The organism is Idiomarina sp. A28L (genome assembly GCF_000218785.1).
Classification (GTDB): domain Bacteria; phylum Pseudomonadota; class Gammaproteobacteria; order Enterobacterales; family Alteromonadaceae; genus Aliidiomarina.
In genome coordinates, this window is sequence record NZ_AFPO01000025.1 from 136,936 (window position 1) to 159,739 (window position 22,804).

22 protein-coding genes are annotated in these 22,804 nt (G+C 46.2%); 6 read left to right on the forward strand and 16 right to left on the reverse strand.

Going from position 1 to position 22,804, the window contains the following annotated elements; genetic code table 11:
* The first annotated feature begins 112 nt into the window (after positions 1-112).
* Positions 113-1,438 carry an amidohydrolase gene (locus A28LD_RS10920; protein ID WP_007421133.1) on the forward strand — a complete coding sequence of 442 codons (1,326 nt, stop codon included), beginning with the start codon at positions 113-115 and terminating at the stop codon, positions 1,436-1,438.
* A gap of 33 nt (positions 1,439-1,471) precedes the next feature.
* Positions 1,472-2,170, forward strand: coding sequence for a ribonuclease T (gene rnt / locus A28LD_RS10925; RefSeq protein ID WP_007421134.1), 699 nt, complete (start codon positions 1,472-1,474; stop codon positions 2,168-2,170).
* A 97-nt stretch (positions 2,171-2,267) separates the two neighbouring features.
* Here rnt and A28LD_RS10930 read toward each other — a convergent pair whose 3' ends face one another.
* Together A28LD_RS10930 and grxD are read right to left on the reverse strand one after the other, a co-directional pair.
* Entirely contained in the window at positions 2,268-2,873 is a 606-nt protein-coding gene (locus A28LD_RS10930) for a peroxiredoxin (RefSeq protein WP_007421135.1), read from the reverse strand.
* 124 nt (positions 2,874-2,997) lie between these two features.
* A complete protein-coding gene (grxD, locus tag A28LD_RS10935; RefSeq protein WP_007421136.1) occupies positions 2,998-3,363 on the reverse strand; it encodes a Grx4 family monothiol glutaredoxin in 366 nt (121 codons plus the stop codon).
* A 376-nt stretch (positions 3,364-3,739) separates the two neighbouring features.
* Between grxD and A28LD_RS10945 the strand changes: the two genes are divergently transcribed.
* Positions 3,740-4,321: a superoxide dismutase gene (locus A28LD_RS10945; RefSeq protein WP_007421137.1), complete on the forward strand. Its 582-nt coding sequence runs from the start codon at positions 3,740-3,742 to the stop codon at positions 4,319-4,321.
* Between the two features lie 126 nt (positions 4,322-4,447).
* Here the strand turns inward: A28LD_RS10945 and A28LD_RS10950 are convergent, their stop codons facing one another.
* From A28LD_RS10950 to fadR, 4 genes are all read right to left on the reverse strand, one after another.
* Positions 4,448-5,422, reverse strand: coding sequence for a PA2778 family cysteine peptidase (locus A28LD_RS10950; RefSeq protein ID WP_050795178.1), 975 nt, complete (start codon positions 5,420-5,422; stop codon positions 4,448-4,450).
* Between the two features lie 15 nt (positions 5,423-5,437).
* The gene (locus A28LD_RS10955) at positions 5,438-5,797 is read right to left on the reverse strand and encodes a DUF6627 family protein (protein WP_007421139.1); all 360 of its coding nucleotides are present in this window, start codon (positions 5,795-5,797) and stop codon (positions 5,438-5,440) included.
* A 65-nt stretch (positions 5,798-5,862) separates the two neighbouring features.
* A complete protein-coding gene (locus A28LD_RS10960; protein ID WP_007421140.1) occupies positions 5,863-7,911 on the reverse strand; it encodes a S9 family peptidase in 2,049 nt (682 codons plus the stop codon).
* Between the two features lie 50 nt (positions 7,912-7,961).
* Positions 7,962-8,672 carry a fatty acid metabolism transcriptional regulator FadR gene (gene fadR, locus A28LD_RS10965; RefSeq protein ID WP_007421141.1) on the reverse strand — a complete coding sequence of 237 codons (711 nt, stop codon included), beginning with the start codon at positions 8,670-8,672 and terminating at the stop codon, positions 7,962-7,964.
* A gap of 198 nt (positions 8,673-8,870) precedes the next feature.
* Here fadR and dsbB point away from each other — a divergent pair, with 198 nt between their 5' ends.
* Positions 8,871-9,431, forward strand: a complete 561-nt coding sequence (gene dsbB / locus A28LD_RS10970; protein ID WP_007421142.1) for a disulfide bond formation protein DsbB — start codon at positions 8,871-8,873, stop codon at positions 9,429-9,431.
* Between the two features lie 55 nt (positions 9,432-9,486).
* Here the strand turns inward: dsbB and A28LD_RS10975 are convergent, their stop codons facing one another.
* From A28LD_RS10975 to A28LD_RS11020, 10 genes are all read right to left on the reverse strand, one after another.
* Positions 9,487-9,966: a YcgN family cysteine cluster protein gene (locus A28LD_RS10975; RefSeq protein WP_007421143.1), complete on the reverse strand. Its 480-nt coding sequence runs from the start codon at positions 9,964-9,966 to the stop codon at positions 9,487-9,489.
* Positions 9,966-10,712, reverse strand: coding sequence for a fumarylacetoacetate hydrolase family protein (locus tag A28LD_RS10980; RefSeq protein WP_007421144.1), 747 nt, complete (start codon positions 10,710-10,712; stop codon positions 9,966-9,968). Before A28LD_RS10980 ends, A28LD_RS10975 begins: the two co-directional genes overlap by 1 nt.
* Positions 10,713-11,747 carry a lytic murein transglycosylase gene (locus A28LD_RS10985; protein ID WP_007421145.1) on the reverse strand — a complete coding sequence of 345 codons (1,035 nt, stop codon included), beginning with the start codon at positions 11,745-11,747 and terminating at the stop codon, positions 10,713-10,715.
* 62 nt (positions 11,748-11,809) lie between these two features.
* Positions 11,810-12,067: a YcgL domain-containing protein gene (locus A28LD_RS10990; protein ID WP_007421146.1), complete on the reverse strand. Its 258-nt coding sequence runs from the start codon at positions 12,065-12,067 to the stop codon at positions 11,810-11,812.
* A gap of 68 nt (positions 12,068-12,135) precedes the next feature.
* Positions 12,136-13,275 carry a ribonuclease D gene (gene rnd, locus A28LD_RS10995; protein ID WP_007421147.1) on the reverse strand — a complete coding sequence of 380 codons (1,140 nt, stop codon included), beginning with the start codon at positions 13,273-13,275 and terminating at the stop codon, positions 12,136-12,138.
* A 26-nt stretch (positions 13,276-13,301) separates the two neighbouring features.
* Positions 13,302-14,957 carry a long-chain-fatty-acid--CoA ligase FadD gene (gene fadD, locus A28LD_RS11000; protein ID WP_007421148.1) on the reverse strand — a complete coding sequence of 552 codons (1,656 nt, stop codon included), beginning with the start codon at positions 14,955-14,957 and terminating at the stop codon, positions 13,302-13,304.
* Between the two features lie 135 nt (positions 14,958-15,092).
* Complete coding sequence (locus tag A28LD_RS11005; protein ID WP_007421149.1) at positions 15,093-15,926, reverse strand: alpha/beta fold hydrolase; 834 nt, start codon at positions 15,924-15,926, stop codon at positions 15,093-15,095.
* Positions 15,923-16,645 carry a Slp family lipoprotein gene (locus tag A28LD_RS12060; protein ID WP_007421150.1) on the reverse strand — a complete coding sequence of 241 codons (723 nt, stop codon included), beginning with the start codon at positions 16,643-16,645 and terminating at the stop codon, positions 15,923-15,925. The genes A28LD_RS11005 and A28LD_RS12060 overlap by 4 nt, the downstream gene beginning before the upstream one ends.
* Before the next feature lie 106 nt (positions 16,646-16,751).
* Complete coding sequence (gene tsaB, locus A28LD_RS11015) at positions 16,752-17,456, reverse strand: tRNA (adenosine(37)-N6)-threonylcarbamoyltransferase complex dimerization subunit type 1 TsaB (protein ID WP_007421151.1); 705 nt, start codon at positions 17,454-17,456, stop codon at positions 16,752-16,754.
* Complete coding sequence (locus tag A28LD_RS11020; protein WP_007421152.1) at positions 17,453-19,420, reverse strand: ATP-dependent DNA helicase; 1,968 nt, start codon at positions 19,418-19,420, stop codon at positions 17,453-17,455. The genes tsaB and A28LD_RS11020 overlap by 4 nt, the downstream gene beginning before the upstream one ends.
* Positions 19,421-19,483: 63 nt before the next feature.
* Here A28LD_RS11020 and A28LD_RS12065 point away from each other — a divergent pair, with 63 nt between their 5' ends.
* Together A28LD_RS12065 and hisG are read left to right on the forward strand one after the other, a co-directional pair.
* On the forward strand, positions 19,484-21,475 hold the full coding sequence (locus tag A28LD_RS12065; RefSeq protein WP_007421153.1) for a YfiR/HmsC family protein: 1,992 nt from the start codon (positions 19,484-19,486) through the stop codon (positions 21,473-21,475).
* Positions 21,476-21,903: 428 nt separating this feature from the next.
* Complete coding sequence (gene hisG / locus A28LD_RS11030) at positions 21,904-22,800, forward strand: ATP phosphoribosyltransferase (protein ID WP_007421154.1); 897 nt, start codon at positions 21,904-21,906, stop codon at positions 22,798-22,800.
* The last annotated feature ends 4 nt before the right edge of the window (positions 22,801-22,804 follow it).

Consider the following 22,804-nt stretch of genomic DNA (forward strand, 5'->3'; position numbering starts at 1 on the left):
CCCCAAGGTATCGCACATTGTTCGCCAGTTGTGGAAGAACGCATCAATATGTTGCGCTCTTTTGGGCGCACTGTAATACTGAGCTTAACCCCACACATTTGGAGTGAACACAATGAAGCTCACGATTATTGGTTTAACAGTGCTTTTAGCTAGTTTTATCACCACAGATAGTTATGCTGAATCAGTGAACAATGCTGCCGATACGGCCCCCTCCGCTCACAATGCCACTATTAGTGAAGCCTTAGAGCAACGAGTAATTGAATGGCGCCGCGATCTGCACCAACACCCCGAATTAAGTAACCGAGAGTTTCGCACCTCTGGTGTGGTTGCCGAGCATTTACGTTCGTTAGGCTTAGAGGTTACCACCGATATCGCGCATACCGGCGTTGTTGGTATCCTCCGAGGCGCGCATCCGGGGCCTACTGTTGCCCTGCGTGCCGATATGGACGCTCTTCCAGTGAAAGAAATGACCGATGTGCCATTTGCCTCTGTTGCAACCGGCGAATACCGCGGCCGTGAAGTGCCCGTAATGCATGCCTGCGGCCATGATCTGCATGTTGCCATGCTAATGGGTGCTGCCGAATATTTAGCTAGGAAACAAGCAGAGCTTACCGGCAATATTATGTTTATCTTTCAACCGGCTGAAGAAGGTGCCCCAGAAGGGGAAGAAGGTGGCGCTGAACTGATGCTGAAAGAAGGCCTATTTGCTATCGAAAAGCCCGATGCAGTATTTGGAATTCACGTTTGGTCTGCAGGTACTACTGGCCATATTGGCTATCGCAAAGGGCCTCTGATGGCGTCCTCCGATCGTTTTGAAATTCGGGTGCTGGGTGAACAAACTCATGGTTCACGACCATGGGGCGGCATTGATCCCATCGTTGTAGCGAGCCAAATTATCAATAATGTACAAACCATCGTGAGCCGGCAAGTTAATATCACCAAGGCACCTGCTGTGGTAAGCTTTGGCATTGTAGAAGGCGGTGTGCGCAACAATATTATTCCCGACGAAGTATACCTCGAAGGTACGATTCGTAATTTTGATATGGGTATTCGCAGCGAGATTTTTGAGAAGCTAACAACCACCGCAGAGATGACAGCCGCCGCAAGTGGAGCCCGAGCTGAGGTATTCATTGATGAAGGCTATCCCGTGACGGTAAACAACCCTGATTTAGTTACCCGAATGATGCCGACTATGGAGCGTATTATCGGTAGTGAGAATCTGTATGAAGCCGATTTAGTAACAGGTGCAGAAGATTTCTCATTTTACGCATTAGAAGTACCGAGTATGTTTGTGTTTCTTGGTATTACACCACCAGATCAAAACCCGTTAACCGCCCCCAGTAATCATTCGCCATACTTTTATGCCGATGAAGCTTCTTTGCGCGTTGGTACCGAACTTCTTATTAATTGGGCTTTGGATTATCCGGCCGCCCGCTAAATTTGTAATTAAAAAAAATATAAAAGGATATTCATGAGTGATTCACCAGCCGACGATAGCAATCAGGGCAATAGGCCCCTAGCTCTAAAAGATCGCTTTCGTGGGTATTTTCCAGTTGTTATTGATGTGGAAACTGCTGGGTTTAACGCCAAAACCGATGCGCTTCTTGAAATAGCAGCAGTGATAGTAGATTTTGATGATAACGGCCAGCTCGTCCCTATCGCCACTCATCATGCACATATCAAGCCTTTCGAGGGCGCTAATATTGAACAGGCAGCTATTGATTTCAATGGTATTGAACCGTTCAGCGAACTGCGTGGTGCTATTGATGAAGGGGAAGCGTTAAGGGATATGTTCCGAGCTATTCGAAAAGCACAAAAAGCAGCGGATTGTCAGCGCTGTGTGCTCGTGGGCCACAATGCTACTTTTGATCACAGTTTTGTAATGGCGGCGGCGGAACGCGCGAGTTTGAAGCGTAATCCCTTCCACCCGTTTGTTACTTTCGATACCACAGCCTTAGCTGCCCTTACGATTGGCCAAACAGTGCTAGTAAAGGCTTGCCGCGCCGCTGGTATACCGTTCGATAGCAAAGAGGCGCACAGCGCCGTTTACGATACAGAGCGCACCGCCGAATTATTCTGTTGGATGGTGAATCGCTACCAAAACCTCGGCGGTTGGCCACTGGTTTCTCAGCATGATAAATTCAAATCGAACGATTCTGAAACCGAGTAAAAAATCGCATAAAAAAAGGCGAAATCGAATATCGATTTCGCCTTTCCTTCAATTACTTAACTTTCTGCACCAATATTTACGGTAGCAATACTTACAATTAAAGCTTGCCGCTGTTCTTGGTTAGGTAATCAGCAACGCCTTTAGCATCCGCTTTCATACCTTCATCACCGGCAGTCCAGCCAGCTGGGCACACTTCACCATGTTCTTGGTGGAAGTTTAACGCATCAACCATACGTAGCATTTCATCTACGTTACGGCCTAATGGTAAATCGTTAACCACTTGATGGCGTACTTGGCCTTCTTCATCAATTAAGAATGAAGCACGGAAAGCAACGCCCGCTTCAGGGTGCTCGATATCGTATGCTTTTACGATTTCATGCTTAACATCAGCAACCAACGGGTATTTTACTTCGCCAATACCACCTTTCTCAACTGGTGTGCTGCGCCATGCATGGTGAGAGAATTGTGAATCGATAGAAACACCGATAACTTCCACACCGCGCTTTTCAAATTCAGCTAAACGCTTATCAAAAGCAATTAGCTCAGATGGGCAAACAAAGGTGAAATCTAGCGGGTAAAAGAAAAGAACCGCTTTTTTACCTTTGATATGGTCGCTCAGAGTGAAACCTTCAACAATTTCACCATTACCCAATACTGCTGCTGCAGTAAAATCAGGGGCCTGACGGCCAACTAATACAGCCATTTTATTCTCCATTTTTTATTTAAATAGGTAGTAAGCCTAGGTAGGATTACTTAGGAAAAACAATACGCTAGCAACGTATTTAAGAATGTTGGGGCTACTTGTACAAAACCAACCCCAAAAAAAGTTATTCTGCGCCGCTCTCATCTACTTCAGGTGCTGCGGCAACTACCAATGGTTGCAGCTCACCCTGTTGGAACATTTCTAGGATAATATCGCAACCACCAATTAACTCTCCGCTCACCCACAACTGCGGGAAAGTTGGCCAATCGGCAATACGGGGAAGTTCAGCGCGAATATCTGGGTTTTGCAAAATATCTACGTAAGCGAAAGGCTTACCGCATGCCATTAACGCTTGTGAAGCTTGCGCAGAAAAACCACAGCTTGGTAATTTTGGTGAACCTTTCATATAAAGTAATACTGGGTTCTCAGCAATTTGCTGGCGAATACGTGTTTCTGTATCTTCGGTTTGCTCAGGCTGCATATCTTGCATAACAACTCCTTAAAAAGTAAAAGTAGGCCGATAACACAAAAGGCCATAAGCACTCTCATATCGCTTTAAAACAAAAACATCAAAGCTCATCGCCATTATTGAATGGCGCGTATTATAGCACAAGCAATGGCGGCGGATGAACCACCTGAACACATAACGAATATTGATTTCCCCCTTGAAATCCAAATCTCCTGCCTCCATGTATATGGTAATGTTATAGCGAATACCGTGGCCAAGTTTTCTTGCCGCTATCTGTTACATAGAACAACCGCTATAATAAACACAGAATTTTGGATTATCGGCACCCATAAATTATGGTTACCATCTTGTACGGTTGTGGATGCCAGCATTTAGACAACGAACGGAGAAGCATAATATGTCTTTCGAATTACCAGCACTTCCTTACGAAAAAAATGCACTAGAGCCACACATTTCTGCGGAAACCTTAGAGTATCACTATGGTAAGCATCACCAAACATACGTTGATAAGTTAAACGGTCTTGTTGAAGGTTCTGAGTTCGCCGGTAAATCACTCGAAGAAATTGTAAAAACTTCTAGCGGTGGTGTATTCAATAACGCGGCACAAATCTGGAACCACACATTCTACTGGCATTGCTTAAGCCCAAATGGCGGCGGCAAACCAACTGGTGCGCTAGCCGAAGCAATCGATAAAAAGTGGGGTTCTTTTGATAAGTTTAAAGAAGCTTTCACTACTAGCGCAGTAAACAATTTCGGTTCAAGCTGGACATGGTTAGTAAAAACCAAAGATGGCGGTGTGGATATCGTAAACACCAGTAACGCAGCAACACCAATTACTGATGAAAATACAATTCCAGTATTAACCGTAGATTTGTGGGAACACGCTTACTACATTGATTATCGCAATGCACGCCCTAAATATATGGATGCATTCTGGTCATTAGTAAACTGGGAATTTGCCAGCAAAAACTTCGGTTAATTGTTGGTTTAAATTGCTCGATTAGCAGTGTCTGAAAATATATAAAACGTAAAACGGCGCCCTAGGGCGCCGTTTTTTATGCTTGATTACCAACGTTCTATAGTTCGTTGTTCTGGCTTGGTAGGCTCACTGCGCTTGTTCTAGCGCGCCAACCGCCTTGCCATATACCGAATGCTCCGGCGCTAAACTGGCAGCGGTAGCAGCAGAAAGCCGAGCCTCCTCTACTTTACCTTGCCGAAATAACGCCCAAGCCAAGTTATAGAAAATAGCTGGCTCATAAGGGTCTAATTCACTCGCTCGATAGTAGTGCTCTTCAGCTAACGAAAAATTTCGTTGTTGGTATGCAATATTCCCCATACCCAAAGCACTTGTGGCATCTTCAGGCCAGCGCTGCTCTGCCGCAGCATAGCCAGCTAGAGCAGCCTGCCAACGTTGCTGCTGCTCCATTGCAGCAACCGCCGCAAAGTAACGTAGCGGTTTCGCCGTAACCGGTGTTAGCCCATTGGGCGCCACTACCAAGGCCCAATAATCCGCCAACCGCCAAGTTCGCTCAAAAGCCCGTAAAGACATTTCTTCACGCTCATTGATTCCAGAGCGCAGAACTATCGTTTGCGTATCTGGCTGAAAGCCCACCACTACCGCATAATGCCACTGCGGCCAGCGCGCTAGCGCTAAGTTTTGCAACACCAATACCGGGTTACCCGCATAAAGTTCGGCAAGTAACGCAGAAAACTGCGGCTCTAATACATACGGAATGCGCTCGGCCCTGCGGCTCGCAGCGATTAATTCTGTTTGCAGGCTACCTTGTCGATCGGGAATATAAATTTGTTCGCGTAATGTGTCGGGATCGGCGCTATCAACACCGCTCACTTGTAAGATCGTTGCTAAAGCCGCAGGCCCGCACTGATAATCTTCTTGTGGAAAGAATGGCGTATCACGCAGCTCAATAGGCTGATAATCTGCTAATGCTAATTCAGTATGCTGCATCGGCGCGCTGGCGCAAGCCACGAGAAATAGAAATGAAAAAACCGCCACAACTGCAGTTCTCAGTTGTGGGCGGTTTTCAATCAAGAAATTACTTTCTTTTTGGTTACAACGCAATTAAAACACTACCTTTTAGCGAACAAGAACTAACCAAATAAGGACAATCACTAAAATGACACCTAAGCTAATACTAACGCCTTCACCTGCAGGAAACTCTCCAATGCCAGCAGTTAGATGTAACACTTCTGCGTCTGTCATTGCATTTACGCGCGCAATGGCTTCATTAGGGTTTACACCGAACTTAACAAGCTGCTCACGAACGTCATCGCGTTGCAGTTGCTCAGTTAATTGCGCCCGATCAAGCCCAGATTGCTTTTCTGCAACAACATCATGAGTGCTGATAATATCTGCGTGCGCTACTGGCATAACCGCAGGGTTTAAAACAAAAGTACCGAGTAATATTGAGGTACCAATTGCTAGTTTTGTATTCATCTATCATTCTCCTTGGTTGTTGTTACTCTCACTATAGATCACAACCCAGCGAAATGCTGCAAACATTATTCACTTAGAGTACGATATTTTTCAAACCAATAAATTACATACGCGGGTTTTGCCATATGATTGCTCGGCCGAGTATGCAAAGCGTGGGATGCTCCTGGAACTCGAACCATGGCGGTATCGATTCCGCGCAATTGTAAAGCTTGGTAATATTGTTCTGTTTCTGAGATCGGCGTGCGGTGATCTGCCTCCCCCGTAAACAACAACGTTGGTGTTGTTACATTACCCACATAAGATATTGGCGAATGCTTTAAATAATGCTCCGGGTTTTCCCACGGTAAATCTGGGAACCAATATTGGCTGAAGTAATTGTACATATCGGCGTTTAGAGCAAAGCTATACCAATTAATCACTGGGTTTACCGCAGCGGCTGCACGGAAACGATCTGTGTGGCCTATCGACCAAGTAGTTAACACCCCACCGCCACTGCCGCCGGTAATAAAGAGTTCATCTTCATTGATAAAGCCTTTAGCAATAACCGCATCAACGCCATCCATCAAATCGTTGTAATCATGGCTTGGATAGTTATGGTGGATTAGGTTTGCAAAATCCTCGCCGTAGCTGGTTGAACCTCGTGGGTTGGTGTAGAGCACTACATAACCCTGCGCCGCCATCAACTGCAACTCCATAGCAAAATAAGGCCCGTAAGCGGCGTGTGGCCCACCATGAATCTCAAGAATCAAAGGGTATTGCTTACTTTCATCAAAGCCCGGCGGGTAAATAATCCAACCATGAATCTGGCGATCATCCACAGAAGATGGATACCAAATCTCTTCAACTTTGCCTATTTCTCGCTTCGCTACTAAATCACGATTGAGCTGGGTAATCGTATTTGGGCTCGAATTCATTCGCAGCACCGCCAATTCAGCTGGATGTTCAGTACTGGCTTGGGTGTAAACCAAACGATTATCGCCCACTACCGCGAATTGCCCCCCAGTATATGGGCGGCTATAAGCTACACCACCCATATCGTCGGTTAGCACCTGTAATTCACCTTGTAATGGCTGATAGGCAATAGTGCCCTTGCCTTGTGCATCATAGGCCATAAATACGCCTTGGCTATTGGCAGCCCATTCGAAGCTAGTTATATGCTGATCCAATTCCGCACTCAATGAGCGAATGCCACTACCATCTGTGCGCATAACGTAGAGCTTTTGGTTTTGCTGCGCTAGCTTGCGATCATCCACACCTGTGTAAGCAATCCACTCTCCATTGGGAGAAACCTGCGGGTTATTATCTGGGCCGTAACGATCGGTAAGCGCGGTAACTTCACGAGTTTCAATATCAAGCCGATAAACTTCACTATTAAGTGGTTGTTTGTGCTCATCAACACGGCGATTCGCGGAAAAATAAAGGGCACTGCCATCAATAGCCCAACTCAGGTTGCCACCATGGTTGAAATCACCCGAAGTAAGTTGAATCGGCGTGCCGCCCTCGGCAGGCATCATGTAGATATGGCGATATCCAGGGGGTAAATACCCGGCACCATCGGCACGGTACTGTCGACTATCAAGATAAATCGGCGCCTCTGCCCATTCAGCCCCTTCGGGCTTACCCGGTAAGCTTACTGGCGCAGTGCGTTTCTCGGGCGTGAACATTACAAACGCCAGCCACTGGCCATCTGGCGACCAAGTTAATGATGAAGGCCCGTGTTGCAGGTGCGAGATTTGGCCACTGCGGCCAGAATTCGCCCAATGCATATAAATTTGGCCATCCGCCACATACGCCAAACGATCACCTATAGGCGACCAAACTGGCTGTTGCGCGTTTTGTTCAAGTGGGGTGAGTGGTTGTAACTGGGAGCCATCGGCCTGCACCGTCCATAATCGGCTACGGCGGCGATCATTTTGCCGGTCCATCCAAGTGCGCACGAACACAATTTCTTCCGAACTTGGCCGTGGTGCTGGTGAACTGGCGTATTCAAGTAAGAATACATCATCGTATTGCAGTGGCGTTTTTGCCGATTCCGCGCTTTGCACAGCTACGGAAAAAGAGAAAAACGCCATTAAAGAAAGAGTAGCTGTTAGTATTTTTTTGGTTTTAAACATCATGCTTCTCGTTGTTGTTGAGGTGATTAGCACGTGGTTAAACCCACACTTTAATCCACCAAGTTTTCAGGAATTGAATCGCGTAAATTTTTCCAAATCGCGGCTGAATCATAGCCATATTGGCGTACCAAATTCATTGCACCGGCTTGATCGCCTGCTTCAACTAGTTGCAGCATTTCTTCGTAATACTTGCGAGCCAACTCACGGCCTACCGGCTCTGCAAAATAAAACTGGCCAATGCGCGCATACAAACCTTTAAAGCCATTCAATACTAATACATAAATCGGGTTGCCTGAAGCAAACGCTAATTCATGATTCAATTGATAATCGAAATCAGCAAAGGCTTTCGGGGTATCTTCCACGGTTTGCGCGCTGCGCAGCACTTCTGCAGCACGTTCTTTGTTTTGGCGAATGGCTTGGCGAATATAAATGGCGCTAATGTTGGTGCGCGCTGAAAGCAGCTGATCAACCAAATCTGGCATGCCATCTTCATCTAGCCGAGCTAACGTTTCTAATATATTTAAGCCAGAGGTTTCCCAGAAGTTATTTACCTTCGTAGGTTTACCGTGCTGAATAGTTAACCAACCATCACGGGCCAAGCGTTGCAGAACTTCGCGGAGTGTGGTGCGCGTAACACCAATTAATTCAGACAACTCACGTTCTGCAGGCAAAATAGATCCCGGTGCGAAATCGCCCTTCCAAATAGACTTCACAATAAATTCTTCTGCAAACCCTGCTGGGCTTTTTGCTTTAATAAACATAAGTGCCTTTCTTCGCTAAATCGTTTAAATTCGATAGGAACAGCGTTTGATTGTAACTTGCTGGTAATGGTCGGACAAGTTTTAGATGCTTATCCGACAGCAGAATCCGCTGCCTAGGCATTCTTTTTCTCTAACGCTTGGGTTAGCATGCTGTTTTAAAATAATAATTCACCAACTGAAGTTAACCATGGAATTGCGATGAATACGAATAAAAATAAATTAACCTCAGGAATGACACCACTGCATCGCATTGCCAAGTGGCCAGAGCAAAAATGGCCTTGGCTTTTACTGGCCCTAGCGAGCTCTGGGTTAGTAGCTGCCGCGCTGATCATGCAACACGTACAAGGCTTAAACCCTTGTGTACAGTGTATCTATCAACGCACCGCCATGATCGGAGTAGCGCTCTTCGCTTGGTTGGGGGTTCTAGCGCCACAAAATGCCGCCATTCGCGTTGTTGCTTATGTTGGCTGGATCGCGAGTGCTTGGGCTGGGCTATCAGCCGCCAATCACCATTTGTGGTTACAGCGTGATGCAAATCCGTTATTCAATAGCTGTGCTGCCTTCCCAAATTTTCCGAGCTGGGCGCCTTTACATGAATGGTTTCCAAGCGTATTCGCAGTAACCGGCATTTGCGGCGATGATGGCTGGCGTTTGATGGGCTTGAATATGCCCGAGTGGATGCAAATAATATTCTTTATATTACTCAGCATTGCTGCAATAACATTGATCGTTCGTTTGCTTTATTTACGCAAAATATAAAAATCTTTGGTTAACGCGTCATATGGCGCTTAACCCCAACATTTGCATATAAATATTATTGTTCATCCGCAAGCGGCCAAAGCACAATCAAGCCGTCTTCCGCGGCACTTTCCGTATCATGCACAGTAGGATGGCACGTAACGGCCATTCCTGCGGCTTCCATGGCAACCCGAGAACCCTTGTGCAACAAAGGATGCCAACTGGGAAGCCCTCGGCCTTCATGTAAACGCCGATACGCACAGCTTGGAGGCATAAAATGAATATTCGGCAATGCTGCCAGTGACAGTTGCACGCAATCTGGTACAAATTGATGGCGATTCGTGTAATTACTGCAACCACCTGATTGAGTATCAAGCAACTGGCAGGCAACATTGGTGTAATGTAAATCTTCACCGAGCTCCATGGGTGCATCGGCATTTAAATCTTCACGTTCATCGAGCAGTTTATGCAAACAACACTTACCGCAACCATCACAGAGCGATTCCCACTCCACAACTGTCATTTCGCTAAGTGATTTTTCCTGCCAAAATTCCATCAGCGGCTCGTAACACGAGTTTGCCACGCCCATTCTTGGCCATTTCCGGTGATTAACTTAGTACTTAAGTTATCGCCTACAACCAATGGCCCCACACCTGCTGGCGTGCCGGTTAGCACAATATCACCTGGCTCAAGGGTAAAGATTGCAGAAATTTCCGCCAGTAACTCCGCCACCGGGAAGATCATATCGCTCGCTTTCCCTTGCTGTTGCACTTCCCCGTTGCGTTCCAGCGAAAAACTAGCTTTCGCGACATTACCAAACACATTCGCGGAAACAAACGGCCCAAGCGCGGCACTGCCATCAAACGCCTTTGCGCGCTCCCATGGCTGGCCTTTAGCTTTCAGCTCATCTTGCACATCGCGCAGGGTTAAATCGAGGGCTAGCGCGTAGCCGGCAACGTTACTCATCGCTTCCGAGGCATTTACTCCCTGCATCAGGCCACCAATCAACACCGCCAATTCTAACTCGTGATGGCAAGCACCTTTATCGGTTGGAATTCGCAGCTGTTCCGAATGCAAAGGTTGAATTGAAGATGCCGGCTTCATAAACAGCAAGGGGGCCTCTGGCACCTCGTTGCCGAGTTCTTTAGCATGATCAGCGTAATTACGGCCAACGCACACTATTTTACCAGCCGCTGCCGCCATCGGCCCACCATTTACCGAGTACAGTGCTCGGTCAACAGGCATGGTTACATCAGGTAACCCCACACCGTGAGGTTTGAACGTGTACGCGTTAATCGACATTTACTGCCCCATTTGAATCCGATCGGCGAGATGCCCTACCACTACAACAAAGTAGTTTGAACGGTTCCAGCGCATGAGCACATCCCAATTGTGGTAAGCAAGATAAGCGCGGCCATCAACACCATCAGGAATAATTACTGATGCAGGAATTTCCCGCGTTGGTAAATCGCTGCCATCGTAACGGCGAATGCCTAAATCTTGCCATTCTGATAATAATTTTTTGCTGCTTAAGCCTGCTTTTTCAACATCAAAACCTGCTGGTAACTGCACCTGCCTACCCCACGTTTTGCTATCATCCCAACCAACGTTGGCTAAGTAGTTTGCGGCAGAAGAAAAAACATCGGCGTAGCTATTCCAAATATCTATTTTGCCATCACCATCGCCATCAACCGCGTAGGCCAAAAACGAGCTTGGCATAAATTGGGTTTGCCCCATAGCTCCGGCCCACGAACCTCGCATTTGCTCAGGTTCAATGTGCCCAGCATCAATAATTTCTAACGCTTGCATTAATTGACGCTTAAACATTTCCTCGCGGCGGCCCTCGTAAGCCAAGGTTGCCAACGCCGAAATAACCCGGAAGTTACCCGTGTAACCACCATAGTTGGTTTCAATTCCCCACAAGGCAACGATAAAACGCGGCTGCACACCATATTCTGCACCAATGCGTTCCAGCAATTCTTTGTGCTCATTGTACTTTTCAATACCCTGGCGCACTTTCCAATCAGGCACTGCCCGCGGCAAATAAGTATCTAAGGTAATGGTAAATTCCGGTTGATTACGATCAGCCGTTACTGCCCGCTCATAAAAGCTCACATCAACAAATGCTTTCTCAATGGTTTCCGCTGAAATCCCATGCGCCAAAGCTTCTTCTTTGAGTTTCTCTACATAAGCAGGAAAGCCTTCAACATCAACATCACGCTCATTACCTACGGCAACATTACCTAAGGAAAATAAAGCAAAAACCATGATGAACAGCGCCATGCGCATGTTCGCCACAGTAAAATACGGTATGAAATTATTCTTTAACGCTTGCATGGGCCTTCCTCTTTACGTTGTTCAACGGCGATTGCCTCGAACTTGTATATTATTCTTCAATACTATTCCGGTGTTCTCAATAAACTCACCACCGGTGGCGGTACTTGTAGATAGTACCCTTCGGTATTCAGGTGTTCCAGCAGCTTTACACCAGAAATACGGGCAAGTTGTCGTTCTGGTGTTATTGATAACTTAGTTACCAGTTGCTCAGGCGTAAATAACCCTTGCAACACCTCTGGTAATTCATCTATTTCGGCTTTCAGGGGAAGATATAAATAGGTGTCCGCCTTTTTCGGCGAACGTAATATGCGAACTAACATGCTCACCTCAATTCGCTCTAACAGCGAGAAAAAAGCCAATACAAAAACGGAATATTTACAGCCGAAGCTTAACTACTTGCTGCCACCAATTCCGCCATTGGTTTTGCTACCAGTTCACCGCGCCATCCGTTATACAAATCTGGTGTATGAAGTTTAGCTTTAGTGGCCTCAGTAGTGAAATGATGCCATACATAAATTTCGTTAATTTGTTTGCGTGAGCCCATCAAAGGCACTGGAATGTTCGCCGATTCGCCGGCAGCTTTTAATATTGCTTTAGCTGCTTTAAAGAAGCGTTTATATTGCCAATCTTGATCATAACGCGGAATTTCTTCCGGTTGCTGTTCTTTCGGCACTGCCAAGCCTCGCTCTACGCACTGCAAAATAGCCTCCCCATACAAGCGCAACGATTTAGGGTGGAGCTCTTCTGTTTGGCTTAGTTCATGGCGGTTGCTCGGTTTATTGCGGGCAATATCGGTTAAAATATGATCGCGAGCAACAAAAGGTAATGCTATGTTCCTTTCTCGAGCAAGCTCTAGCCGCCATTGTGCGAGTTCACGCAGAATAGCCCGGCCGCTACCATCAAGTAAGCTCACACCACCGATATCGCGCCACGCTAATTCAGCCACAGTTTCTCGTGCCCGCTTCGCTACCTGCTCTTGGCATTCAGCTAACACCAAAGTTTCCATACCGGAATCAATGGTTTTTGCCCGCAAGGTTGGATAAAGCTCAGCTAAGTATTCTACATCGGCTGCTGCATACTCAAGCTGCGCTGGGCTAAGTGGCCGTTGCAACCAATCGGTGCGGCTCTGGCTCTTATCTACACTAACATTTAGCATTTGTTCTACGAGGCCAGCGTAACCAATTTGCGTACCATCGCTAATAAAGGCATTGGCAATTTGAGTATCAAATAGAAATCGAGGGGCAGCATTATTACGCTGGAAAATTTCTAAATCTTCGCCTGCGGCATGCAATACAGTAATGATATCGCTGCGCAACAGTTGCCAAAGCGCACTTAAATCAACCCCGTTTAAGGGGTCAACAAGCACAATTTCTTCGCCTGTTCGCGCTTGCACCAAACCAAGTTCAGCATATAGCGTGCGTGTTCTCACAAATTCTGTATCCAGCGCCAGCCAACCATTCGCTTTTGCTAGATCGCAAAACGCCACCAATTCCTCGGTGGCGTTTATCATACGAAAGTTCTTACTCATTCAATATTCCGAACTGTTGTTTCGTATTAATTATCACGTAGTTCTCTGCGCAGGATCTTGCCAACGTTTGTTTTTGGCAATTCATCACGGAATTCTACAATCTTAGGTACTTTGTACGCAGTTAAGTTTTCGCGGCAATAATCAATTAGCTCTTTCTCACCTAACGATTGATCTTTCTTCACCACCACAATCTTAACCACTTCACCAGAAGCTTCATGCTCCACACCTACAGCAGCTACTTCCAGCACTTTCGGGTGGCTCGCAACCACATCTTCGATTTCATTTGGATACACGTTAAAACCCGATACCAAAATCATATCTTTTTTGCGATCAACGATGCGGAAGAAACCATGTTCGTCCATGGTGCCCATATCGCCTGTTGCAAACCAGCCATCTTTAATAGATTTATCGGTATCTTCTTGGCGGCCTAAGTAGCCAGCCATTACCTGCGGGCCTTTGGCCCAAATCTCACCGGTTTCACCCTGCGGCAATTCTTTACCATCTTCATCAACAATAATCACATCTGTTGAAGGCAATGGAATACCAATGCTGCCGGTATAATGCTCAATATCGAATGGGTTTGCAGTAACCACCGGCGAACATTCCGTTAGGCCATAGCCTTCCAGTAACGCCGAACCGGTTACTTTTTCCCAGTTCTCAGCTACCGCACGTTGCACTGCCATACCGCCACCTAGAGCGATTTTCAAATGTGAAAAATCAAGATCTTTGAATCCTGGTGTATGTAACAGGCCGTTAAACAGCGTATTTACACCTGAAATCATAGTGAACTTGTGTTTACTCAGTTCTTTCACAAACGCCGGCATATCACGTGGGTTAGTAATTAATATGTTTTTGCCACCAAACTTAAGGAAAGCTAGGCAGTTCGCGGTTAACGCAAAGATATGATAAAGCGGAAGCGCCGTTATCACCACTTCTTTGCCATCAGTTAAGCGCGGCAGGATAAACGCCGAAATCTGGTCTAAGTTAGCCACCATATTTCGGTGCGTTAGCATTGCGCCTTTCGATACTCCAGTAGTGCCACCTGTGTATTGCAGGAAGGCTAACGCATCACCGGCGATTTCTGGCCGCGTGTAGGTTTTCTTGCTACCGATTTTAAGGGTTTCATTGAATTCAATGGTATTGCTCAGGCTGTAGGCAGGCACCATTTTCTTCACGTACTTCACAACGAAGTTAACAATCCAACCTTTAGGTGCTGGCAACATATCGCCGATACCCGTCAAAATAACCTTATCGAGCTTCACGTCTTTCTCAATCTTTGTGAGAGTTTCAGCAAAGTTTTTGAGAATAACAATCGCTTTGGTTTTCGAATCGTTAAGCTGATGCTTCAGTTCACGTGCGGTATACAATGGGTTTACGTTCACCACTGTCATGCCAGCACGTAAAATACCGAACAAAGCCACTGGATATTGCAACAAGTTCGGCATCATTACTGCCACCGGGTCGCCTTTCTTTAGGCCTAGCCCTTGCAAATATGCTGCGAATTGCTCTGTTAATGTATCTAACTCGCCATATGTAATTTCATGGTCCATGTTACTAAAGGCCGGAGAATCTTTATATTTCTTTACGCTCTCTTCAAAAATATCTACCAAAGACGCGTAATGATCCGGATCGATTTCCGTCGGAACCCCGTTTGGATAACGTTTTAACCAAATCTTTTCCACCGTGAATGCTCCTGATTAGCTATTATTCTTAAAATTAAAAACGCGTAATACTCGCATATCAGACCAGTTGTTCCTAGCGCTTATCTCGATTTTATCCACATTTTTGCCGCGATTTCACCGAAATACATCGCAAATTCAACTTAGGCTGCCTATTATTTGTGCTACTTGTTCTGGCTGTTGCATGTGCACGTGGTGCCCCCCAACTAAAGTATGCACCTGTAATTGCGGAACATACTTCTGCCACGCAGCCAGAGCCTTGCGTAAATCTTCGTGGCCAGTATCACCTAAAATCAACTGAACTGGGCAAACTATATGCTTCAACATATCGGTAGCGTTCGCTTCTGTAAAGCGAATTGGTGAAGCCAAACGAACTCTTGGATCTATTCGCCACTCAACACCATTGGCAACTGGCTGCAAATTCCGCTCAATAATTAAACGCGCTAAATCTTCGCTCAGTTCACTTTTTTCGGCTCTTAACTTTACCAAACGTTCACTATCTGGGTATATAGGAGCTGTTTTCTCGGCCAACCGTTTGCGCGTAGAAATAGCCTTTGCAAGATGATCAACAACATCACCTTGAGTGCTGATATACAGGCCAAACGCTTCAATTAAGGTTAACTTGCTCACGCGCTCAGGGCAAATGCTTGCCACTAACTGTGCTACGTAGCCGCCCATACTATGGCCAACCAAATGCAAATCGTACAGATTTTCGTGCTCAATGAAAGCAACTACATCGGCTACATACTCAGTAAAATAGTACCAGCCTCCGGTTGGCCTATGGCCCGAGCACCCATGGCCTGGAAAATCCAAAAAATACCGATGAAAGCTATCCAAATGCGCATTTAAAGGAACAAAGCTCTGCGCATTATCTAACCAACCATGCAACGCTAATAGTTGCGGAAATGACTGCGGGCCTGATTGCAGGCCCGCAAGTTCTATATGTGGAAGTTTCGTACTAAAAGCTCTCATTCAATAATATACCGTTCCTCACGATCAACCGGAGGCCGATGTTCTATACGCTGCCTAGGTTGCGGGCTGGGCTGCTGGCTTGGTTGCTGGCTTGATGGGCGAGTACCATCGCTGCGGTGCGGCCGAGTGCCACTACGAATTACCCCACCTTGCGGGTAATAATGATATGGATAGTAATGATAAGGGTGTACGCGATATGGGCCTACACCATAAAGGTAATTGCGATAGCGCGGCGAATAAATATCATAGCGCCAATCGTCGATTCTCGGCGCTTCTTCGCGCCACAACTCCACGCCACTGGCTTGTACTACCGGGAATTCATAAACATATTCACCGATCATGCCGGCTTCAGTTTCAGTATAGGTTCCAAGCACCGTAATCATGCGCCCTTTTGCATAAACCTCAGGGTCGGCAAAGCCTGCAACAATAACTCGAAAACGGCCATAGGTTTCATCATTAGATTCAGGCCGACCAAAACTCCGTAAAGCAAACCCAACTACTTCAATTTCTGAATTATCTTCGCGATTCCGCACTTCCGCGATAACCCCACCCCAACGCACTTGCTGGCCAACAGTAGCTTCTGGCGCAGCTTTAACTTGCGTAAAGGTTGTTAACTCACCGCCATCACCACGCACTGATTCTGGTATCTGGGTAGCACACCCGGTTAGCGTGAGCGCTAAAATGAATACTGATAAACCAAATAATACAGGCTTTTTCATCTCACTTTCCTCGATTAATTCGCTGTAATCAGGCTTATCAACACCTAAATCTTCAGCGATTGCAAATAAGCACCCGTTCTCTTTCAAAAAACATTTTCACAAACGCTTACGAACGGCCGGGCAGCTTTTGCCACGTTACTTCGTTACGAACATAATGAACATCAAAATCTTCCGCCGCAACAGCCTTTCCGTTTAATAAACGTTGCGTACCAATCGGTAGCATATCTTCGGCATGGGGAAAGCGAATGTTAGTAGGCCTTACAACAGCCTCGTTGCCAAAACGTTCGGCTAAAATATCGGGATAGGTAATGAAACCTGTACCCACCGTATACCATTCATGCGCATTACTTAATGCACCTACGGTATTTGGCGCACAGACAACTTCGCTGCCTTGCATAACCATCAGACCGTGCTCGGCCACACAGGTTCCAAAATAAACCTCACCCATTCGCGCATCGATCGCCGCCGCCACTGCTGTGGCACCATGTAAGCGAAACGCCTGCTGAGCCATAGCTTCCAAACTCGATACCCCAATCAATGGAATATTTTGGCTAAATGCCAAACCTTGAGCAATACCCGCTGCAATGCGCACGCCGGTAAAACTTCCCGGCCCACGCCCAACCACAATTGCATCTAAATCAGCAAGCGTTACTTGCGCTTCAGCGAGAACTTCTTGCACATATGGCAACAATAAATCTGCATGCTTTCTCGGCGCTTCTTGGCCACGAATAATTAATTGCTGACCATCTGTATACGCAACAGAGCAATATTCGGTTGCACTATCAATGGCTAGTAACCGTGAGCTTTTCATTTTACTTCTCCTGCAACTGCTTCATCTTCAGGCTCTTCCTCGCCTTTCAAAACATTGGCAGCGGCTAAAAATTCTAATGTCTTTTCTAATGAACGAGTTCTTGCCATAGCCGGTAAGCTGCTTAGGAATGTGGCGCCATAGCGCTTGGTTACAATCCGATTATCACAAATAATTAGCACGCCCCTATCCGTAACATCCCGAACCAAACGGCCTGCACCTTGCTTCATGGCAATCACCGCTTGCGGTATTTGAATACTGGCAAAAGGGTCGCCACCGCGCATGCGGCAATCTTCAACTCGTGCCTGTAACAACGGTTCATCCGGCGAGGTGAATGGCAATTTATCAATAATCACGCACGTTAGCGCATCGCCGCGCACATCAACCCCTTCCCAAAATGAGCTAGTGCCGAGCAGCACACCATTGCCCGCGGCCACAAAGGTACTTAATAGCTCACGTTTACTGCTTTGCCCCTGTACCATTAAAGGCCTATCAATGTTATCGGTAAGCGCTTGCGCAACTTTTTGCAGCATGCGATGGCTGGTAAAAAGTACAAACGTACCACCAGGGTTCACTGCAATTACTTTGCGTACTATATCTATCAAGGCATCGCCCATTTGCGGGGCATGCGGCTCCGGTAAGTACCGCGGCAAACAAAGCATTGCTTGTTTAGCAAAATCAAACGGGCTGTCTAAAATTAAAGTTTTCGCATTACCCAAGCCTAAACGTTCACTAAAGTAATCAAAGGAGCCATCAACGGTTAGTGTTGCTGATGTGAATACCCAACGGGCTTCTTGTTCGGCAAGTTGGCGGCCAAAGGGCTCTGCTACAGAAAGCGGCGTGCGATGCACGGTTAAGTGCCGTTGGCTAGTTTCATACCAATAGCTATACCCTGTTACCTGTGTATTCAACAATAAATCCCAACGCTTACGAATTAAATCTAAGCGTTCAAAACACTGATCGAGATCCTTATCACGCCCTACCAAATTTTTGCAAATAGCTTGCGCCCGGCTAATCAGTTCGGCCAAATGCGTGCTAGCTTTGGCGCGCTCATCTTGATTCAGCGCATCACGCCAATTGCCGCGTTCTGGATCCAAAGGGAAATTCAACCGCAAATCACGGGCTGCGCGTTCAAGCTGATCGGCTATCTGCGATAACGATTTAGCATCACGAACTACAGTTTTATAAAGGAACTGCAAATCTTTGCATAAATCCACCAGCCCCCGCGTAGAAACCGTATCGCTGAAATATTGGCTAGCGATATCAGGCAGCTGGTGCGCTTCATCAAAAACCACCATATCAGCTGCAGGAATTAATTCGCCAAAGCCGGTATCTTTCAATACTAAATCGGCACAAAACAAATGATGATTTACCACCACAATATCGGCCTCTAAGGCTTCTTTGCGGGCTTTCACCAAGTAACAATCTTCGTATTGTGGGCATTCACGGCCAAGGCAATTATCAATGGTGCTGGTTACTCGCGGAATTACTGGCGCATCTTCGGGTAGAGAGGCTAACTCACCCAAATCACCACTTTTCGTGCGGTTCGCCCAATCACGAACTTCCTGTAATTGCGAAAGCACCGTGCTATCCGCATCAGTAGGATGTTTAATCGATTGTTCTAGCCGATTTAAACACAAATAATTCGAGCGGCCTTTGAGTAGCGCTGCAACCGCTTGTGGCGCCAACGCATCGCGAAGCTGGGGCAAATCGCGATGAAATAATTGTTCTTGTAAATTACGCGTTCCAGTAGAAAGAATCACTTTTCCGCCGCGCAAAAGCGCCGGCGCTAGATACGCAAAGGTTTTACCCGTTCCCGTTTCCGCTTCAACCACTAGTTGATCCCCAGCTTTGCTGAGTGATTCAATAGCAGCGGCCATTTTCTGCTGGGCTGGGCGGGGCTGGAAGCCCGGGAGCGATTTACTTAATGCACCTCCGGGTGTAAAAACTGCAGTTACCTCTGACATCCTTTCTTCCTTTACGTTATGCTTACCGCATTATTCCATAAGTTGCTTAGGATGCCGAATGTTATGATGCGTCGGTTTTTACTGATTTCTTTAATGTTAGTAAGCTCGATTTTCACTATCGCCAACGTGAATCAAGCCTTTGCACAAACTAACACCCAAACTCGTAGTGCTATAAATGAACGTAATGCGGAAATAACACCCGAAGAATTACGTGCCGCCTATTTATCTAATGTGGTTCAGTATGTAACTTGGCCAAATGAATCAGTGCGCCAGCAACTCACTATTGGCGTGCTCGGTAACGAATCGGTGTATCAACAACTTATCTCAGCGCCAATATTGCCAGTGCGTGGCCTACAAATTGATGTGCAACTACTTACCCGGCCCAATATGGCCAGTGATGTTGATATTCTTTATATCGCACCCGGCGCTTCACACCAGTTGAACAGTGCATTTAATGCAACCCGCTCGCGCCCTATTTTGGTGATAAGTGAACATTCACCCGTACGCGACGATATGATGATTAATCTAGTGAGCGGAAATCAAAACCGTTTAGCCTTCCAAGTTAACAGCGATCGCATTCAGGATAGTGGCTTACGTTCTACCCTTGATTTACTTACATTACGGGGCAACGAGCTTGAGCTTGCAGTGTATGCTCGGCGAGCCTATCAGCGTTTGGCACAATTGGAAAACGAACAACGCGAATTACAGCAAAACCTTACCAATACTCAGCGAGAGAATAATCAGTTACTGAGCCGAATTCAGGTGTTAGAACAAACCATTCGTGAACGCGATAATGTTTTGCGTGCCCAGCAAGGAACTCTTGAAGATCGCGAGCAAGTGATGGAATCGCAGCAATCGGCATTACGCGATTTACTGAACGAGCTTGATCAACAACGCCAGCAAATTTTGCTGCGTGAAGAACAACTTCGGCAAATTCAGCAAACGTTAAGGCAGAGTGAATCGTTGCTTGCTGCACAACAAACAGAACTAAATGAAAAAGAACAACAATTACGCCAAAAACAACTAGAAAGTGATGATTTAGCCGAGCGTATCACCGCTAACCGAAATGTGCTCTCCGTGCAGCAACAACAACTGCGCGATCAACGTAACGCACTCGATGAGCAGCTTGCATTACTAGAATCTCGTGAGCGCACTATTGATCGCCAACGCTCGTATCTTTGGTCGATTGGTGCAGCGCTTTTAATAGCTTTAATTCTCGCCTTTACAACCGTTGTTATGTTTCTTAATAAGCGCAAAACTGCGGGTAAGCTCATGTTTGCCTTAGATGAGCTGCATGAAGCCCAAGATAAACTGGTGGAATCAGAAAAAATGGCGGCACTTGGTAACCTCGTGGCCGGTGTTGCTCATGAAGTAAACACCCCGCTCGGCGTAGCTATTACTGGAACGAGCATGGTGAACGATAGAATTACGGTGTTAAAAGAGCACCTTACCCAGGGCAATTTAACGCGTGAGCAACTCACTAACTTCCTAGATCGCAGTGCCGATTCGTTAAGCCTCACACAAAAGAATTTATCGCGTGTAGGCGCTCTGATCAGCAACTTTAAACAAATTGCCGTAGATCAAATGGTTGCCGAACAACGAGAAATTGATTTACGCGGCTATCTAGAAGAGGTGATGTCTACTCTATCTATCGAACTTCGCCGAGCTGGGATTAGTTATGAAATTAATATCCCGAAAGATATTCGAATGGTTACCATACCGGGCGCCATGGCACAAATTATCACTAATTTAGTAACCAATTCAATTCGCCACGCATTCAAAGAACCGGGCGGCGAATTACGCCTTGAGGCTGAATCAATTGAGGGAAACCAGATACGCTTGAAATTTATCGATAATGGCGCTGGAATGAATAACGAAACGCTTACCCAAATTTTCGATCCTTTCTTCACCACAAGACGTAATGATGGTGGAACAGGATTGGGCATGTCGATTGTATATAACCTAGTTCGGCAAAAACTTCGGGGCGATATTACGGTGAAAAGCGAAGAAGGCAAAGGCACCACTTTCCTACTCGTTTTACCGAAAACCCTATAGGCCGATGCTTTAAGTTCAATGCATTGGGTAAGAATATGGCGGGAGAATATCAGTGAGAACACTTGCAATTTTCTCTCAGCAACGTAAAATCCATACAACTTTACAAATCAACGCAGAAACTAAAGGCTGAAACGATGGTTTTATTATACAACTTTGCAGACAACTATAAAGCTAGCGCGTGTGCGCCAGCTTTGCGTAGTGTGTGTGAAGCTGTAACAACAAAATACCATCACCATCATCCCCTGTAACGGCCTTCTGCTGTAATGGGAGGTACGTTTTAATCAACGGTACCTTCCAAGTTAAACAAGCTGCAAGCCCCGGAAGCGTACCTTACCGGGGCTTTTTCTTTGTGCTTTTGCGGCAACAAAGAACGTAATAAAAAATACGAAATCAAAAAAATTTAAATTAGAACTGAAAGGATAATGAGAATGAGCAACGAACGCCTAACTATAGCAGTACAAAAATCGGGTCGCTTGAGTAAAGAATCAATGAAATTACTTGAAGCATGCGGTGTGAAATTCAATATCCATGAAGCACGTTTAATGGCACACAGCACAAGCCACCCAGTAGATTTACTCCGTGTTCGTGATGACGATATTCCCGGCTTAGTAATGGACGGTGTTGTTGATTTGGGTTTAATCGGCGAAAACGTTTTAGAAGAAGAGCGCCTTGAGCGGGTTATCAAACAGCAGCCAAGCAGCTTCAATTCACTACGTCGCCTCGATTTTGGCTTTTGCCGATTAAGCGTAGCTGTGCCAAAAGAAGCAAATTACCAAGGTTTGCAGGCTCTAGCTGGTAAAAAAATTGCCACCACATACCCACGTTTGTTGGAAAGCTACCTTGCAAAACAAAATATTAAAGCACGCACCGTAATGCTTACCGGTTCGGTTGAAGTAGCACCACGAGCGGGCCTTGCCGATGCTATTTGCGATCTCGTATCTACCGGCGCCACCCTTGAAGCGAATGGTTTAGTTGAGCAAGAAGTAATCTTCCGTTCGCAAGTGCAACTTATTCAGCGCGAAGAAGCCTTAAGCAATGAGAAACAAGAACTGGTAAATAAATTGCTGGCGCGGCTTGATGGCGTGCAATTAGCGAAAGAAAGCAAATACATCATGCTGCACGCACCGAAAGATAAATTGAAAGAAGTAGAGGCTATTTTGCCGGGCGCTGAACGCCCTACCATACTTCCGTTAAGCCACAGCGATAGCCAAGTTGCCGTGCACGTTGTGAGCACTGAAAACTTATTTTGGGAAACCATGGAGCAGTTAAAAGCACTCGGCTGTAGCTCCATTTTAGTGATGCCAATCGAAAAAATGATGGGATAAATCG